Source organism: Pseudomonas sp. SW-3, assembly GCF_016615645.1.
In the GTDB taxonomy this organism is placed as follows: domain Bacteria; phylum Pseudomonadota; class Gammaproteobacteria; order Pseudomonadales; family Pseudomonadaceae; genus Aquipseudomonas; species Aquipseudomonas mandelii.
Window position 1 is genome coordinate 1,757,442 of the sequence record NZ_CP067098.1, and the last position, 14,617, is coordinate 1,772,058.

Consider the following 14,617-nt stretch of genomic DNA (forward strand, 5'->3'; position numbering starts at 1 on the left):
ATCTAAGGGATGCTCATGCTCGAGAGTTGGCACGTTGTATTGAAGTGTTGCGCCAGGCTGCTTCTGGTCGGTGGTGCTGTCACTTACTCGGCATTGGCCCCTGCGCTGGGATTGGGCGACATTACCCTTCATTCCGCGTTGAATCAGCCGTTGCGCGCTGACATTGCCCTGGTCGATGTCGGCGGGCTGGAGGAGGGCGAACTCTCGATCAGCCTGGCGACAGCGGAGGAATTCACCCGCGCCGGCGTCGATCGGGTGTTCTTCCTCAACGACCTGAAGTTCACGCCGGTCCTGCGGGGCAATCGCAGCCTGATCCGGGTGACCTCCAACAAACCGGTCAATGAACCTTTCCTGAATTTCCTGGTGCAGCTCAATCAGCCCAATGGGCGCTTGCTGCGCGAGTACACGGTGCTGATCGATCCGCCGGGTTCACCGGGGATCGTGCCGGCAGAAGACGAACCTGCCGCCAGCCCACAGAACTCTCCATTCCCGAGCGTCAAACCGGCCACTGCGCCGGCACCGGCGGCGAAGAAGTCCGCACCGGCGCCGGCCGTCGTGCAACCTGCCACCGATCCTGCCGCCGAACAACTGGCCGCCAGCGTGTTGCAAAACCAGCAGCTGCAAAAAACCATCGATGAGTTGAATGCAAAGCTTCAGGCTCAGGATGAACAGATCGCCGGTCAGAAGAAACAGGTGAGCGAACTGCAAACCCGACTGTCGGAGGTCAATCAGGCGCCGCCGGTGACTCCGGTAGCGGTGGCACCTGCCCCCGTCGTTGTTGAAGAGCCCGAGGCCAGCCATTGGCCGCTGATTATCGGCTTGCTGGCGCTGATCGCGCTGGTATTGCTGGGGCTGTTTGTTCGACGTCAACGCCAGCAGGTTCAGGCGTTACCCGAGCCTTCGCCCGTTTTGCCCGTTTCACCCTTGAAACAGGAGCCGGGGCTTGAGCGTGCGGCGCACCCGTCGGTGCAACAGCCCATGCTGAAACCCGCTCCGGATCATCGTGAAGAGACGCCGACAGGCGATGTGCTCGAAGGGGTCGGCATCTACCTGGCGTATGGCCGTTTTTCCGAAGCCGCAGGGTTGTTGCGAGAAGCATTGGTCAAGGAACCGCAGCGCACGGATCTGGGCGTGCAACTGCTGGAAATCCTCGGCAAACAGGGGGATGTTCCCGCCTATGACGCACAGGAAAAAAACCTGCGTGACGGCGGGTTCGACGAAAAAAAGCTTGAGGACATCCGCGCCCGCCACCCGAAACTGAGCAATGCGGCATCAGCGGCACCAGCGGCACCAGCGGCACCAGCGGCACCAGCGGCAGCCGTCGCAGTCATCACTTCCACGCAAGCGGCACCTGCCGACGAGTTCCAGTTGAATCTGGATGACCTGTCCATGGATTCCAGCTGGGACCTGATCAGCCCTTTCGACAACGCTAAACCTTCAGACGAATCACCCACGGCCGTAGAGCCGGCGTTCACCTCGAATCTGCACGTGTTGCCCGAGGTATTCGAGATGCCTGAAGAGGCGACGCTGGATGAGCCAGAGCTTGAGTGGGTCGCCGAACCGGACTCACAGGCGCTGAGCGACGATTTTCTCGACGAGTTCAGCGATCCCGGTCAGTCCTTGGAGCTTGACTCCCTGACCTTGGAGCCTGTCGAGCCGACCAATGCCGGTAAACTGGAACAAGCCCAGACCTGCATCGATGATGGCGACCTGGACAGCGCCATCGAACTGCTCAACGAGCTGCTCAAGGAGGGCGATGAGCCGCTCAAGCAAACCGCCCGGAGCCTGTTGGCCGGGATCCGCTGAGCCACTACTATAGCGGCGCCCTCTGGCTCAGGAGTCTTGTCCGTCATGACCACGCATAAACCGGAAATCATCATCACCTACTGCACGCAATGCCAATGGCTGTTGCGTGCGGCCTGGCTGGCCCAGGAGCTGCTGAGCACCTTCGGCGACGACTTGGGCAAAGTGTCGCTGGTGCCCGGCACTGGTGGGGTTTTCCATATTTTTTGTGACGAGGTGCAGCTCTGGGAGCGCAAGGCCGACGGCGGTTTCCCGGAAGCCAAGGTGCTAAAGCAGCGGGTCCGCGATCAGATCGACCCGGACCGCGACCTCGGCCACAACGACCGCACTCAGTGAGATGCGGCTTCGGCTGCCACGGTCTTTTTGCTTGAACCGGACAGTCTGCTGGAGACCACAATCGCGACGATGATCAAGGCGCCACCAAGCAGCATGCGCAACGTCGGGTTTTCATCGAACAACAACCAGGCCACGGTGATGCCATACACCGGTTCCAGTGCGAACACCACGGCGGCGGTGCGCGCCTTGATCACCGCCAGGCTGGCGACGAACAGACTGTGAGCGACGCCGGTGCAGAACACCCCGAGCAAACCGATCCACAGCCAGTCGATGGCGCGGACGTCGCTCAACTGCGGCGCCGCCACCGGCAGAAGGCACAGCGCGACCACGACGTTCTGACACAGCGCGGCCTGCACCGGCGGGATTCTGCCGGAGCTGGCGCGGTTGGTCAGCGACAGCAGGGCGAACAGCAAGCCTGAACCGATCGCCCAGAGCAGGCCCGTGGTGGCGCCACTTGCCAGATCGAAGTCCGGCGTGACCAGCACCAGCCCGACACTTACCAGCACCACCAACAGAATTTCATTGGCGCGGATCCGCTCCCGGAATATGACCCCTTCGAGGATCACGGTAAACGCCGGGAAGCTGGCGAAACCCAGGGTCGCTATCGCCACTCCGGCGACTTTAACCGCAATGAAAAAACTCACCCAATGCCCGGCCAGCAGCAAGCCACTGAGAAGCAGACGGCGCCAGTCCTGCGCTTCGAGTGTGTACCAGCGCGTCCTGCTGGCAAACCGCGCGAACACCGCCAGGGCGAGTACCGCAAATGCCGCGCGACCAAACACGATGACCGCGGGCGAGGCAGCAGCGAGTTTGCCGAACACACCGGTCAGGCCGAACATCAATGCGCCGATATGCAGGGCGCCAAGGGCGGTACGGGGAGTCATTGCGATCCTTAACAACAAGACAAACAGAGGGGGACATTGAACCGCGCCATACTCGCTGAGTCTGTCGGCAGACTATCGACTTTTGTCGCCAGCCTCGCGCCGCAGTTCGCCCGGAGTCTTACTAAACTCGCGCAACACCGCTGCGGCAAAGGCACTCTGCGAACTGTAACCGACCCGACTGGCAATCTCGCCGATGGGCAATGGCGAATCGCGCAGCAGTCTTACCGCACTATGCAGCCGCCGGCTGCGGATGTAATCCATCGGCGTCTGCCCGCACTCAGCGACAAACCGCGCATGCAATCGGGCACTGGACAGCCCGGCAACGCGCGCCAGGTCGGCGACCTGCAATGGATACGCCGCGTACTGATCGATATGCGCATTCAACGCCGCATATGGCAGACGGCGACCGCCCACGATTTCAGGCTTGGCGTTATTGAGGCTGGCCAATAACAGCACCGCGCCTTGCTGGGCAATCAACGGGTCACTGACCTGGCTGCCCGCCAGCCAACTCACCAATTGGCTTTGCCCGGCATCCAGCGGCAGGCGCCCAGCGTTGTCGAGCAAACGGCGGCTGGCGTCGGCGTGATCGCCAAGGGACTGCGAAACCCATTGGTCACTCGGTATATCCAGCACCAGGCAGCGGCTGCCATTGCTGCTGCCGCAGGCGTGATGAAACCCCGACGGCACCACCACGAAACTCTGCTGAACCACCTGGCTACCATGCCCGTCGACCTCGAAGTCCAGCGCACCCGACAACCCGAACACCAGTTGTGCGTGGTCGTGGCTGTGGACGATCAGGTCCTTGGTGTATTGGCGCAGCGTGAGGATCGGTCTCATCGCAGGTCTCCCGGTCAAGATGCGACCAGTCTACACCGGCCGGGCGTTGTCACAGGATTGACTCGCGGCTGTCATGGGCCATTAACCCGAACCGCGCAAGCTTGCCAAAACTTGTCCTGAGGGTTGCCAATGACCAGCGCCGAGCTCGCCAAACCCAGCCGTAAGCAACGTGTGCGGACCTTGTGGATTTCCGACGTGCATCTGGGCACCCGGGACTGCCAGGCCGAACACCTGTCGCAGTTTCTCAAGGGCTACCACGCGGACAAGATCTACCTGGTCGGCGACATCATCGATGGCTGGAAACTGCGCGGCGGCATGTACTGGCCGCAGGCGCACACCAACGTGATTCGCCGCCTGCTGACCATGAGTAAGCGCGGCACCGAGGTGATCTATGTCACCGGCAATCACGACGAATTCCTGCGCCGCTATTCGAAGCTGATCCTGGGCAACATCCAACTGGTGGACGAAGCGGTGCATGTGACCGCCGATGGCCGCCATCTGCTGGTGATCCACGGCGACCAGTTTGACGTGATTACCCGGTATCACCGCTGGCTGGCCTTTCTCGGCGACTCGGCCTACGAATTCACCCTGACCCTCAACCGTTGGCTGAATCACTGGCGCGCGCGTTATGGCTACGGCTACTGGTCGCTGTCGGCCTACCTCAAGCACAAGGTGAAAACGGCAGTCAGTTTTATCAGCGACTTTGAAGAAGCCATCGCCCACGAGTGCGTCAAACGCGAGTTGCATGGGGTGGTGTGCGGGCACATTCACCATGCCGAGATTCGCAAGGTCGGCGGGGTGGATTACCTCAATTGCGGGGATTGGGTGGAGTCGTGCACGGCATTGATCGAGCATTGGGACGGGTCGATCGAGTTGTACCGGTTGGCGGATGCCCAGGCGCGGGAGGCCGAATTGAAAGCCTTGAAGATCGCAGAGCCGGCATAAAAGTCAGCGTGCCTGGTCTGGCCCCATCGCGAACAGGCACGCGCCCACAATTTTGACCGTATTGACCTGCACGGACTCTGACACCTGTGGGAGCGAGCCTGCTCGCGATGGACCGCGCAGCAGTCCCCCCGGATCTGTCAGGCTGGCGAATATGCTTCCATCGCCGCCTTGTAGATCGAATGCTTCGGTTGCGCAAACAAGCGCTCCATCATTGGCTCAAAGAAGCTCAGCGGTAACGTCTCGTAAGCCGGATCAAACGCCGCCGCGTCATATTTGGCGCAGAACTCGATGGTCGCCTGATACTGCGGATGCCCGCTGAATTGTTCGCGCAGATGCCGATCCATTCCCAGGTGATGGAAGAAGTAATACCCCTGGAATATCCCGTGCTTCTCCACCATCCACAGGTTTTCGGCACTGACGAACGGCTTGAGGATCGCCGCGGCGATGTCCGGATGGTTGTAGGAACCGAGCGTGTCGCCGATGTCGTGAAGCAGCGCGCAGACCACGTATTCTTCATCCCGGCCATCGCGCCAGGCACGGCTGGCGGTCTGCAGGGAATGGGTCAGCCGATCCACCGGGAAGCCGCCAGAATCACCCTCCAGCAATTTCAGGTGCGCCACAATCCGTGACGGCAACTGCCTGGCGTAGGCACTGAAGTCGGCGGCGATGATCGCCCAGTCTTCCTGCGTGCCATCCTGCATGTGGGTGAACCGTGCATTGGCGTTCATCAGCTATCCTCTTGTTCTAATCGAAAGGGATGTCTTGAGTGTAGGACTTGGATCCAACATCGCACTGGCTGCGCAGGACGCTTTGATGGCCAGTGGAGCCTAGAAGGGCACGCGACCCAGAATCATGTCGCGGTACATGACAAAGTCGCCGAGCAGGCTATAAAGAGGATGCTGAAACGTGGCAGGACGGTTCTTCTCGAAAAAGAAATGCCCGACCCAGGCGAAGCTGTAACCCGCCAGCGGCAAGGCGAGCAACATCAACCAGGCACCTTTGCCGATGGTCAGCGCCAGAATGAAGATGACCAGGCTGGTGCCGATAAAATGCAATCGTCGACAGGTGCTGTTGCTGTGTTCACTGAGGTAGTACGGGTAAAACTCAGCGAAACTGTTGAAACGTTTGACGTTTTCCACGACTGCGATCTCTGTGGTTGTTGTTCTGATTGCAAGTTGTTCTGCGGGTAGCTTATTTGAGTCTAGAGTGATCATTGGCATCAGCCAGTGACAATGGGCGCCACTTTAGTATCCTTCGAAAACTTGCCGCGGTAGACGGCTCACAAAACAGTAAGAAAACGCCATGAGCGAACGAACGACTTCTGCAAGCTGGGCGATGGGGATTGTCAAAGCACTGGAGATGGACGGCCTGGATTGCCGGGTTCTGTTCAAGCAGCTGGGGCTCGACTACGCGTCTCTGGATGATCCGGATGCGCGCTTCCCGCAAGACTCCATGACACGCCTGTGGCAGCGCGCGGTCGAGCTGTCCGGCAACCCGGCGATTGGCCTGAACATGGGCAAGGTGGTGCGACCGGCGTCCTTCCATGTGGCTGGCTACGCACTGATGTCCAGTCAGACCCTGGCCGAAGGCTTTCAGCGGCTGGTGCGTTATCAGCGGATCATCGCCGAAAGTGCCGACCTGAGTTTCCGACTGCTGGATGAAGGTTATGCGCTGATTCTGACGGTGCATGGCGATCACTTGCCGCCGACCCGACAGAGCGCCGAAGCGTCGCTGGCCTGCGCGCTGGCGCTGTGTGGCTGGTTGACCGGGCGCACGTTGCAACCGCGCAAGGTGTTGATCCAGGGCGATCAGCCTGTCGATCTCGAACCCTATAAACAAGCGTTCCATGCGCCGTTGGTGTTCAACGCGCCCTATGACGCCTTGATCTTCGAACGCGCCGACATGGAGGCGCCGCTGCCGACGGCCAACGAGGCGATGGCGCTGTTGCACGACCGGTTTGCCGGCGAGTACCTGGCGCGGTTTTCCGAGAGCCGCGTGACCCACAAGGCGCGCCAGGTGCTGTGCCGTTTGCTGCCCCAGGGCGAACCCAAGCGCGATACGGTGGCGCAGACGCTGCACCTGTCGCAACGCACCTTGCAACGCCGTTTGCAGGAAGAAGGCACGAGTTTTCAAACCTTGCTCGACGACACGCGACGTGAACTGGCCGAGCAGTACCTGGCGCAACCCACCATGACCCTGCTGGAAATTGCCTACCTGTTGGGGTTTGCCGATCCGAGCAACTTCTTCCGCGCCTTTCGACGCTGGTTCGACGCCACGCCCGGTGAGTACCGGGCGCGGCTGATGGAAACGCCGGCGCTGGTCAGTGCCGCCAGAACGCAGGAATACACAGAACAAACACCGTAATGATCTCCAGTCGGCCCAGCAGCATGCCGAACGAGAGAATCCACTTGGCAGCGTCCGGCAAGGTGGCGAAGTTGCCCGCCGGGCCAATGGTCTCGCCCAGGCCAGGACCGACACCGGACACGGTGCTGGCGGCGCCGGTCAGGGCGGTCATCCAGTCGACGCCGAGCAGCGACAGCAGCAAGGCAATCACGCAGATGGTGATGGCGAAGAAGAACGAGAAGGTCAGGATCGAACGCACGATCTCTTCGTCGAGACGATGGCCGTTGTACTTCTGCTTGATCACCGCGCGCGGATGAATCAATTGGTTAAGGTTGGCCTTGAGCAGGATGTAGGCGACCTGGAAACGGAATATCTTGATCCCGCCAGCCGTCGAGCCTGAGCAACCGCCGACAAACCCCAGATAGAAGAACAGCATCAGCGAGAAGTTGCCCCAGAGGCTGTAGTCCCCCAGTGCAAATCCTGTCGTGGTGACGATCGAAGTCACGTTCAGCGCTACATGTCGCAACGCTTCAAGCCAATGCAGCTGGGTGGTCCACCAGTACCAGGTGCCGAGTACCAGCCAGGTCACCAGCAACATGCCGAGCAAGCCTTGCACCTGCTGATCCTTGATCAACGCTCGACGGTTACCGCGCAAGGTCGCCACGTACAGGGTGAATGGCAGGCTGCCGAGAATCATGATGACAATCGCCACCCAGTGCACCGCCGGTTGTGTCCACTTGGCCAGGGACTGGTCGGACGTTGAGAAACCTCCGGTGGAAATCGCTGACATCGCGTGGTTGATCGCATCGAACGGGCTCATTCCGGCCCACCAGAACGCCAGGCTGCCGAGAATAGTGATGCCCACATAAGCCGCGACGATCAAACGCGCCACCATGTGCGAACGGGGCATGACCTTTTCGGAACGGTCCGACGACTCGGTCTGGAACAGCCGCATGCCACCGATGCGCAGCAGCGGCAGAATGGCCACCGCCATGCCGATAAAGCCGATCCCGCCGATCCAGTGCAACAACGAGCGCCACATCAGGATGCCGGGGGACATGTCGTCGAGGTGGTTGAGTACGGTTGAGCCGGTGGCCGTGATGCCGGACATGCTTTCGAAGAACGAGTCGGTGTAGCTGATGTGCTGGGTCAGCAAGAACGGCAGCGCGGCAAAGACGCAGACCACCAGCCAGCTGCTGACGGTCAGCAAGTACATGTCCCGCGGGCGCAAGTGTATGTGTTCGGGCCGGCCGGGGATGACCAGGGCCAAACCCGCGACGAAGGTAATCATGCTCGCCCAGAGGAACGACGGCAGATCGCTCGTGCGCTCGAAAATCACCAGGGTGGCCATGGGCACGACCATGGCGATGGCCAGCGTGATCAGGAAGATGCCGATGATGAAACCAATAATCCGTAAGGTCGGCAACGCCATGAAGTCCGCTCGGGCTGAAGAAGGGAAGGCCGCTATTCTACCTGCGAGGCAGGGCATGTAAACCGGCATCCCCGCGCCAGATACCGCTAGAATAGCCGCACATATTTTTCAGGAGGTGGCCGATGCAGGCTCTCGACGCTTTGCTCAACCGTGTTTCCGTTCCACGACTGCTCGAACCGGCACCCACCGCAGAACAGCGCGAAGTGCTGTTTTCTGCCGCGATGCGTGCGCCGGACCACGGCCACCTGCAGCCTTGGCGCTTCCTGACAGTCGAAGGTGCGGCGCGCGAGCAAATGGGCGAGTTGCTGGCCGAAGCGGCGAAGCTGCAAGACAGCGAAGTGTCCGAGGCGGCGCTGGACAAGGCACGTAACGGTCCGTTGCGCGCACCGCTGGTGGTTGTGGTAATCGCGCGGTTGCAGGACCACGTCAAATACCCGAAATCCGAGCAATTGCTGGCGGCAGGATGTGCCGCTCACGGGATTCTACTGGCCGCTTACGCGCAAGGCATTGGCGCGGTGTGGCGCACAGGGGATCTGGCCTATTCGGCGCATGTGGCCAAGGGGCTGGGGTTGGCGGAAGGAGAACAGGTGATCGCCTTCCTGTACCTGGGCACACCGCAGAAAGAACCGCGCGTGGCCGAGAAGGTTGACCTGGCCGAGTTCGTCAGCGCCTGGCCCGGTCAGTAAGGATCGTTCACTCTGCGTGGGAACGATCAGTGCCTCGATAGTGTGTTCAGCATAGGACCTGTAGGAGCGAGGCTTGCCCGCGAAGCTTTCAAGGCTGGACGACTGCACCGGGCACCAACGGTAATTCCAGGCTGGCGATGAACCCGCCTTGCGGGTGATTGGCCAGCACCAGGCTCCCGCCATGCCGTTCTGCCGCGCGTCGCGCAATCGCCAATCCCAAGCCATGTCCGGCCGCCGTCTGCCCCGGCGCCCGATAGAACGGCTCACCCAGCAGGTTCAAATGCTCGGCATCGACACCGGGCCCATGGTCCCTGACGCTGACCACAATCCGCTCGCCCTGGCGCACCGCCTGCATTTCAATCGGCTGCCCTGCGGGATTGAAGCGCTGGGCATTGCGCAGCAGGTTATCGACGGCACGCTCGATCATCGTCGGCCAGCCTTTGAGGTTCAGCTGCGGTTCGGCGTCGAGGTGAACGGTCTGCTCCGGTGAAGCCAATTGCGCATCTTTTTGCAGCGTATTGAGCAGCACGTTCAGATCCACTTCTTCAGCGCTGGCGTTGTCGGCATCAACCCGTGCCAGTACCAGGATTTCACTGATCAAGGCCTCTAGTCGATCGCACTCACGGGTCAAGCGTGGCGCGAGCTTCTCCCGTTCTTCGGGGGTGGCCCGTTCGGCCAGTGCCAAGGCAATGCGCAGTCGCGCCAGCGGTGAACGCAGTTCATGGGATACGTCGCGCAGTAACTGTCGCTGGCTGCCGATCAGACTTTGCAGGCGCGCACCCATGCGGTTGAAGTCGTTGGCCAATACACCAAATTCGTCGCGCCGGTTGGCCAGTTTCACCAGGCTGTTCTGCTGATAGGTGGTTTGCCCAAGGTCATGCACCGCGCCGCGCAAGCGGTTCAGCGGGCGAGTGATGGACAAGGTCACGAACAGGCTGAAGAGGGTCAGCACCACCAGCGCAATGCCCAGCGCACTTAGCGGCCAGAGCAGGCTTTCGCGGTGCCAGGCGTCCAGTTCCGGGTGCGGGATGCGGTAGATAAGCAGGTAGGTGTCGCCGGTCTTGGCGCTGGTGTATTCGTCGGTCAGGCGTCGCCACGGCAGGCGGCGATCGTCGTTGTTCTGCCGTGCTTCGAAAGCCGCCGCACGCCGGGGAAAGGTACCGCGCACCACCGGGTCGCCGCTCTCGTTGAGCACCTGAACGTCAATGTGATACTGGCGCTTGCGCTGTTCCAGAATGTCCTGGGCCGCTTCCTCACCTTGGGCTTCGTAGGTTTGCGTCCACTGTTCGGCCAGGGTGTTGAGGCCCGGGTGGCGGCTGAGAATCCACGCGTCCTGGTTGAGCATGTGCCCCAACAGAATGGAAAGCCCTGCAACCAGAGTGATGGCCAGCCAGAAGCTGGCCAGGATACGCCAGAACAATGAGCGCACAGAAAATCCTCAAACGATCACAAATCCCATGTGGGAGCGGGCCGACCTGTAGGGGCGAGCGGTGCGGCGATCCGACTTGCCCGCACCGCCAGGTCCTACAACGGCAAAAGACCCGACGGGGTTAGCCGTCGGGTCCGGGGTCAGTGCATTATTGCGCTTTTTGCGGTTGTTGCGCTTTCCACGCCTTGAATTCGGCCCATTCGGCGCGGCGCTCAGCCTTCTTCTTCTGGATCTCGTCGAATTTCTTCTGTTGATCCGGTTTCAGCAGGCCACGGACATCGGCTTCGGCTTTTTTGTGGTTGGCGGCCATTTCATCTTTCATGGCTTTCTGGTCGGCCGGCGAGAGTTTCTCCAGGTACTTCTCGACCACTTGCTTACGCTCGTGCATCTGCTCGCCCATGATTTTGCGGATCTGCTCACGCTGTTCGCGGCTCAGGTCCAGCTGGCTGTACGGGCCTTTACCGTGCATGCCGTGCATCTGACCGCCGTGGCGCGGGCCGTCCATCGGGCCATCCATCGGGCCGGAACCTTCAGGCATGGCCATGGCAACGGTCGGCAGGGTGGCAGCGAACATCAGAGCGATAAGAGTCTTGCGCATGGTGAATCTCCTTGTCTCGTTCCCGGTACGTTCCGGATGAGTTCAGAATACGCAGATCAAGGTCAGCGGCGGTCAGCGGAGCGTAAAGCTTGGGTAAAGACGATTTCGTGGCGTCCTTACAAACTTTGCTGGCAGTGACCTGTGGCGAGTGAGCTTGCTCCCGTCGGGCTGCGAAGCGGCCCCAAAAGAAGGCCTGCTGCGCAGTCCAGCGGGAGCAAGCTCCCTCGCCACAGGTTGCTCCTATCCAGTTCTTTCAGGTGCTCAGAGGCTGTAGTAGTAACCGCGGCTACGCAGGGCAACGATGCGCGGGCGGCCGTCGGGGTGTGGGCCGATTTTTTTGCGCAGGTTGCTGACGTGCATGTCCAGGCTGCGGTCGTACAGGGTCAGCTTGCGGCCGAGGGCGATTTGCGCCAGGTCCTGTTTGTCCAGCGGCTCGCCGGGTTGCTTGAGCAGGGCTTCGAGCAGACGGCTTTCGGAGACGGTGAGGGTGAATTCCTGTTCGTCGATGCTGACCACGCCACGCACCGGGCTGAAGCACAGGTCGCCCAGTTCGAGCTGGCTGGAAACCGCCGTCGGATGACTGCGGCGCAGTACGGCGCGCAGACGGGCTGTCAGTTCCCTCGGGTCGCACGGCTTGGCCAGGTAATCGTCGGCGCCGAGTTCCAGGCCGAGGATGCGATCCAGTGGTTCGCCACGCGCAGACAGCATCAGCACCGGCAGGTCCGGATGGTCGCTGCGCAATTGCTTGAGCAATTCCAGACCGCTGCCGTCCGGCAGCATCACGTCCAGCACCACGGCGGCGGGGGAGGTTTCGGCCAGCGCACGGCGAGCACTCTGGCCGTCGTGGCAGGCACGGACCTGAAAGCCTTCCTGGCTCAGCCAACTGCTCAGGAGCTCGCACAGCTCCTGGTCATCATCAATTAATAACAGCTCGCTCATTACTCACTCAATTTAGCCATTGCCGACGTTTTCTGGTGGCACCACTGGCGAAGATACCGCAGAGCAGGGCCAATAGCGCAACTCCACCACCGATTACGAACCATTGCTGCTGATCAGTCAGCAGACGTGGCAGCGGATTGCTGGCCTGGGCTTCCTTGAGTTGCAGCTTGAGGCGCTGGTTCTCTTGGCGCAACCGGCCCAGCTGAGCGCTTTCGCGTTCACTGTCGGTATTTTGCAGTTGTTTGCTCAGTTCTTCCCGTTGCTGCTCGCTTACCTTCAAGCGCTGCTGCAACTCGGTGATCTGGCTGCCGGCGCTCAGCGACAGCGGCGTCGTACTGCCGCCCTCGGCGCTTTCTTCACCATGGGCCGGCGCTACCATCGACAACGTCACCAACATCAGACACAACGGACCTTTGCGCATCGCCACTCCTGATTCCAATACGAGTATTGGGCAGGTTGTCGGCCGGCGAACGAGAATAATGAGCGTTGAGCGCGCGATGAACCGGCAAGGTTCATCGCGCGGGCGCGATTTACGGCAGGACTTGCTTGAACGGCTTGACCGAAACGTTGGCGTAGACGCCCGCGGCGATGTACGGATCCGCATCTGCCCAGGCCTGGGCGGCGCTCAGGGAATCGAACTCGGCGACGATCAGGCTGCCGGTGAAACCCGCCGCGCCCGGATCATTGCTGTCGACCGCCGGGTGCGGGCCGGCCAATACGATACGACCTTCGCCCTTGAGCACTTGCAGGCGCTCAAGGTGGGCAGGCCGAGCGGCCAGGCGGGCTTCCAGGGAGTTGGCGACGTCTGTGGCAATGATTGCGTAAAGCATGTCAGTCCTCGGTTTTTGGCGTGGTGGTATCGGCGTCGTGCAGGTGGCGGGACAGGTAAATGCCCTGTGCGACCAGGAACAGCAACGTCATGCCCAGGCTGCCGAAGACTTTGAAGTCGACCCAGTAGCTCTGGAACGTGAACGCGACGAACAGGTTGGCAGCACCGCAAAACAGGAAAAAGCCGATCCAGGCGATGTTCAGTCGCGTCCAGACCTGGTCCGGCAGGGTCAGTGCGTGGCCCATGATGCGCTTGATCAGCAGTTGCTCGCCGATGAAGTGGCTGCCAATGAACGCCAGGGCGAACAGCCAGTTGACCACCGGCGCTTTCCACTTCAGGAAGGTTTCGCTGTGGAACGCCAGGGTCAGGCTACCGAAGACCAGGCAGGCGATGAGGGTCAGCCATTGGCTCTTTTCCAACTTGCGCTGCTTGATGAACAGCGCACCGTAAACCACCAGGGAGCTGATGATCAGCATCGCGGTGGCGCTGTAAATACCGCCTACAGTCAGTTGATGACCGCCGATGTCGACGACCCGTGGATCAATTTTGAAAACGATGAAAAACAGCAGGAGCGGGATGAAATCGATGAATTGTTTCACAGTGGCAGCCAGAAGCAGGATGTGGCGGCATAATAACAAACATATGGGCGCGCGATAGCGCCAGCTGATTTGAGGTAACACATCCCCGTGAATGTTGATTTGCACTGCCATAGCACTGCCTCCGATGGCGCTCTCGCGCCTGCTGTCCTGGTGGCGCGTGCGTTCGAGAAAGGCGTGCGAGTCCTGGCCTTGACCGATCACGACACCCTCGAGGGCCTCGATGAGGCCCGCAGTGCGGCGACCTCGCTGGGGATGCAACTGGTCAACGGCGTCGAATTGTCCTGCACCTGGGGCGGCGCGACCATTCATGTGCTCGGCTACGGATTTGATGTCAATGCCGAACCGTTGGTCGAGGCGATCGCCAAATTGCACGATGGCCGCTGGCTACGGTCCGAAGAAATAAGCCGCAAGCTGGCATTGAAAGGCATGCCCGGCGCGCTGGAAGGTGCCCGGGCGATCCAGCAGGAACTGGGCGACAGCGGCAATGCGCCGGCCCGTCCGCATTTCGCCGACTGGATGGTGCGTGAAGGTTTCGTCAAGGATCGCGCTGAAGCGTTCCGTAAGTGGCTGGGCGCTGGCAAGCTGGGCGACGTCAAGCAGCATTGGCCGACCCTGGAAGACACGGTCGAAACGCTACGAGCCGCGAAAGCCTGGGTCAGCCTGGCGCATCCGTGGCACTACGATTTCACTCGCAGCAAGCGTCGCCGCCTGATTTCTGACTATATTCAAGCCGGGGGCCACGCAATTGAAGTGGTCAATGGCCATCAGCCCGCCGAGCAAGTGGGCAGCCTGGCGATTCTTGCCCGCGAGTTCGGTCTGCTGGTCAGCGCCGGCAGTGATTTTCATGGCCCTGGAGGCTGGTCCGAGATCGGCGAGTACCGCCCGCTCCCGGAGGATCTGCCACCACTGTGGTGTCGATTCAAACATGACCCAATTATTGCCGCCGTCTGAACAGGT

General features: G+C 60.9%; 17 protein-coding genes. 6 read left to right on the top strand and 11 right to left on the bottom strand.

Annotation, left to right across the window (positions count from 1 at the left end):
* Nucleotides 1-15: 15 nt before the first annotated feature.
* The gene (locus tag JIO00_RS07835) at nucleotides 16-1,806 is read left to right on the top strand and encodes a FimV/HubP family polar landmark protein (RefSeq protein WP_200667928.1); all 1,791 of its coding nucleotides are present in this window, start codon (nucleotides 16-18) and stop codon (nucleotides 1,804-1,806) included.
* A gap of 45 nt (nucleotides 1,807-1,851) precedes the next feature.
* Nucleotides 1,852-2,139, top strand: coding sequence for a SelT/SelW/SelH family protein (locus JIO00_RS07840; protein ID WP_010461968.1), 288 nt, complete (start codon nucleotides 1,852-1,854; stop codon nucleotides 2,137-2,139).
* On the opposite strand, the gene JIO00_RS07845 is transcribed toward JIO00_RS07840, so the two are convergent.
* Together JIO00_RS07845 and JIO00_RS07850 are read right to left on the bottom strand one after the other, a co-directional pair.
* A complete protein-coding gene (locus tag JIO00_RS07845; protein WP_077748024.1) occupies nucleotides 2,133-3,023 on the bottom strand; it encodes a DMT family transporter in 891 nt (296 codons plus the stop codon). The two genes, JIO00_RS07840 and JIO00_RS07845, sit on opposite strands and share 7 nt — an antisense overlap.
* Nucleotides 3,024-3,095: 72 nt before the next feature.
* Nucleotides 3,096-3,860 carry a helix-turn-helix transcriptional regulator gene (locus JIO00_RS07850; protein ID WP_077748023.1) on the bottom strand — a complete coding sequence of 255 codons (765 nt, stop codon included), beginning with the start codon at nucleotides 3,858-3,860 and terminating at the stop codon, nucleotides 3,096-3,098.
* 129 nt (nucleotides 3,861-3,989) lie between these two features.
* Between JIO00_RS07850 and JIO00_RS07855 the strand changes: the two genes are divergently transcribed.
* Nucleotides 3,990-4,805 (top strand): UDP-2,3-diacylglucosamine diphosphatase, encoded by an 816-nt coding sequence (locus JIO00_RS07855; RefSeq protein WP_010461962.1) that lies wholly within the window; start codon nucleotides 3,990-3,992, stop codon nucleotides 4,803-4,805.
* A gap of 137 nt (nucleotides 4,806-4,942) precedes the next feature.
* Here JIO00_RS07855 and JIO00_RS07860 read toward each other — a convergent pair whose 3' ends face one another.
* The gene (locus JIO00_RS07860; RefSeq protein WP_010461960.1) at nucleotides 4,943-5,533 is read right to left on the bottom strand and encodes an HD domain-containing protein; all 591 of its coding nucleotides are present in this window, start codon (nucleotides 5,531-5,533) and stop codon (nucleotides 4,943-4,945) included.
* Nucleotides 5,534-5,632: 99 nt separating this feature from the next.
* Nucleotides 5,633-5,944 (bottom strand): DUF962 domain-containing protein, encoded by a 312-nt coding sequence (locus JIO00_RS07865; protein WP_010461958.1) that lies wholly within the window; start codon nucleotides 5,942-5,944, stop codon nucleotides 5,633-5,635.
* 163 nt (nucleotides 5,945-6,107) lie between these two features.
* Between JIO00_RS07865 and JIO00_RS07870 the strand changes: the two genes are divergently transcribed.
* Complete coding sequence (locus tag JIO00_RS07870) at nucleotides 6,108-7,169, top strand: AraC family transcriptional regulator (protein WP_200667930.1); 1,062 nt, start codon at nucleotides 6,108-6,110, stop codon at nucleotides 7,167-7,169.
* Here the strand turns inward: JIO00_RS07870 and JIO00_RS07875 are convergent.
* The gene (locus JIO00_RS07875) at nucleotides 7,126-8,580 is read right to left on the bottom strand and encodes a TrkH family potassium uptake protein (RefSeq protein WP_010461954.1); all 1,455 of its coding nucleotides are present in this window, start codon (nucleotides 8,578-8,580) and stop codon (nucleotides 7,126-7,128) included. The two genes, JIO00_RS07870 and JIO00_RS07875, sit on opposite strands and share 44 nt — an antisense overlap.
* A 122-nt stretch (nucleotides 8,581-8,702) precedes the next feature.
* Between JIO00_RS07875 and JIO00_RS07880 the strand changes: the two genes are divergently transcribed.
* The gene (locus tag JIO00_RS07880) at nucleotides 8,703-9,266 is read left to right on the top strand and encodes an NAD(P)H nitroreductase (RefSeq protein ID WP_010461952.1); all 564 of its coding nucleotides are present in this window, start codon (nucleotides 8,703-8,705) and stop codon (nucleotides 9,264-9,266) included.
* An 88-nt stretch (nucleotides 9,267-9,354) separates the two neighbouring features.
* Here the strand turns inward: JIO00_RS07880 and JIO00_RS07885 are convergent, their stop codons facing one another.
* The 6 genes from JIO00_RS07885 to JIO00_RS07910 form a co-directional block, all read right to left on the bottom strand.
* Nucleotides 9,355-10,695 (bottom strand): sensor histidine kinase, encoded by a 1,341-nt coding sequence (locus JIO00_RS07885; protein ID WP_077748020.1) that lies wholly within the window; start codon nucleotides 10,693-10,695, stop codon nucleotides 9,355-9,357.
* Between the two features lie 148 nt (nucleotides 10,696-10,843).
* Nucleotides 10,844-11,293 (bottom strand): Spy/CpxP family protein refolding chaperone, encoded by a 450-nt coding sequence (locus JIO00_RS07890; RefSeq protein WP_200667932.1) that lies wholly within the window; start codon nucleotides 11,291-11,293, stop codon nucleotides 10,844-10,846.
* 261 nt (nucleotides 11,294-11,554) lie between these two features.
* Nucleotides 11,555-12,232, bottom strand: coding sequence for a response regulator transcription factor (locus JIO00_RS07895; protein ID WP_010461945.1), 678 nt, complete (start codon nucleotides 12,230-12,232; stop codon nucleotides 11,555-11,557).
* A 7-nt stretch (nucleotides 12,233-12,239) separates the two neighbouring features.
* Nucleotides 12,240-12,653 carry a translation initiation factor 2 gene (locus tag JIO00_RS07900; RefSeq protein ID WP_010461943.1) on the bottom strand — a complete coding sequence of 138 codons (414 nt, stop codon included), beginning with the start codon at nucleotides 12,651-12,653 and terminating at the stop codon, nucleotides 12,240-12,242.
* Between the two features lie 109 nt (nucleotides 12,654-12,762).
* Complete coding sequence (locus JIO00_RS07905; RefSeq protein ID WP_008156126.1) at nucleotides 12,763-13,062, bottom strand: YciI family protein; 300 nt, start codon at nucleotides 13,060-13,062, stop codon at nucleotides 12,763-12,765.
* Between the two features lies 1 nt (nucleotide 13,063).
* Nucleotides 13,064-13,660: a septation protein A gene (locus JIO00_RS07910; protein WP_077748018.1), complete on the bottom strand. Its 597-nt coding sequence runs from the start codon at nucleotides 13,658-13,660 to the stop codon at nucleotides 13,064-13,066.
* 87 nt (nucleotides 13,661-13,747) lie between these two features.
* Here JIO00_RS07910 and JIO00_RS07915 point away from each other — a divergent pair, with 87 nt between their 5' ends.
* A complete protein-coding gene (locus JIO00_RS07915) occupies nucleotides 13,748-14,611 on the top strand; it encodes a PHP domain-containing protein (protein ID WP_010461935.1) in 864 nt (287 codons plus the stop codon).
* Nucleotides 14,612-14,617: the final 6 nt, after the last annotated feature.

Bases quoted from the DNA above. Each gene is read 5' to 3' on its own strand.
- JIO00_RS07835 (WP_200667928.1), top strand. From the start codon at position 16: ATGCTCGAGAGTTGGCACGTTGTATTGAAGTGTTGCGCCAGGCTGCTT.
- JIO00_RS07840 (WP_010461968.1), top strand. From the start codon at position 1,852: ATGACCACGCATAAACCGGAAATCATCATCACCTACTGCACGCAATGC.
- JIO00_RS07845 (WP_077748024.1), bottom strand. From the start codon at position 3,023: ATGACTCCCCGTACCGCCCTTGGCGCCCTGCATATCGGCGCATTGATG.
- JIO00_RS07850 (WP_077748023.1), bottom strand. From the start codon at position 3,860: ATGAGACCGATCCTCACGCTGCGCCAATACACCAAGGACCTGATCGTC.
- JIO00_RS07855 (WP_010461962.1), top strand. From the start codon at position 3,990: ATGACCAGCGCCGAGCTCGCCAAACCCAGCCGTAAGCAACGTGTGCGG.
- JIO00_RS07860 (WP_010461960.1), bottom strand. From the start codon at position 5,533: ATGAACGCCAATGCACGGTTCACCCACATGCAGGATGGCACGCAGGAA.
- JIO00_RS07870 (WP_200667930.1), top strand. From the start codon at position 6,108: ATGAGCGAACGAACGACTTCTGCAAGCTGGGCGATGGGGATTGTCAAA.
- JIO00_RS07875 (WP_010461954.1), bottom strand. From the start codon at position 8,580: ATGGCGTTGCCGACCTTACGGATTATTGGTTTCATCATCGGCATCTTC.
- JIO00_RS07880 (WP_010461952.1), top strand. From the start codon at position 8,703: ATGCAGGCTCTCGACGCTTTGCTCAACCGTGTTTCCGTTCCACGACTG.
- JIO00_RS07890 (WP_200667932.1), bottom strand. From the start codon at position 11,293: ATGCGCAAGACTCTTATCGCTCTGATGTTCGCTGCCACCCTGCCGACC.
- JIO00_RS07895 (WP_010461945.1), bottom strand. From the start codon at position 12,232: ATGAGCGAGCTGTTATTAATTGATGATGACCAGGAGCTGTGCGAGCTC.
- JIO00_RS07900 (WP_010461943.1), bottom strand. From the start codon at position 12,653: ATGCGCAAAGGTCCGTTGTGTCTGATGTTGGTGACGTTGTCGATGGTA.
- JIO00_RS07905 (WP_008156126.1), bottom strand. From the start codon at position 13,062: ATGCTTTACGCAATCATTGCCACAGACGTCGCCAACTCCCTGGAAGCC.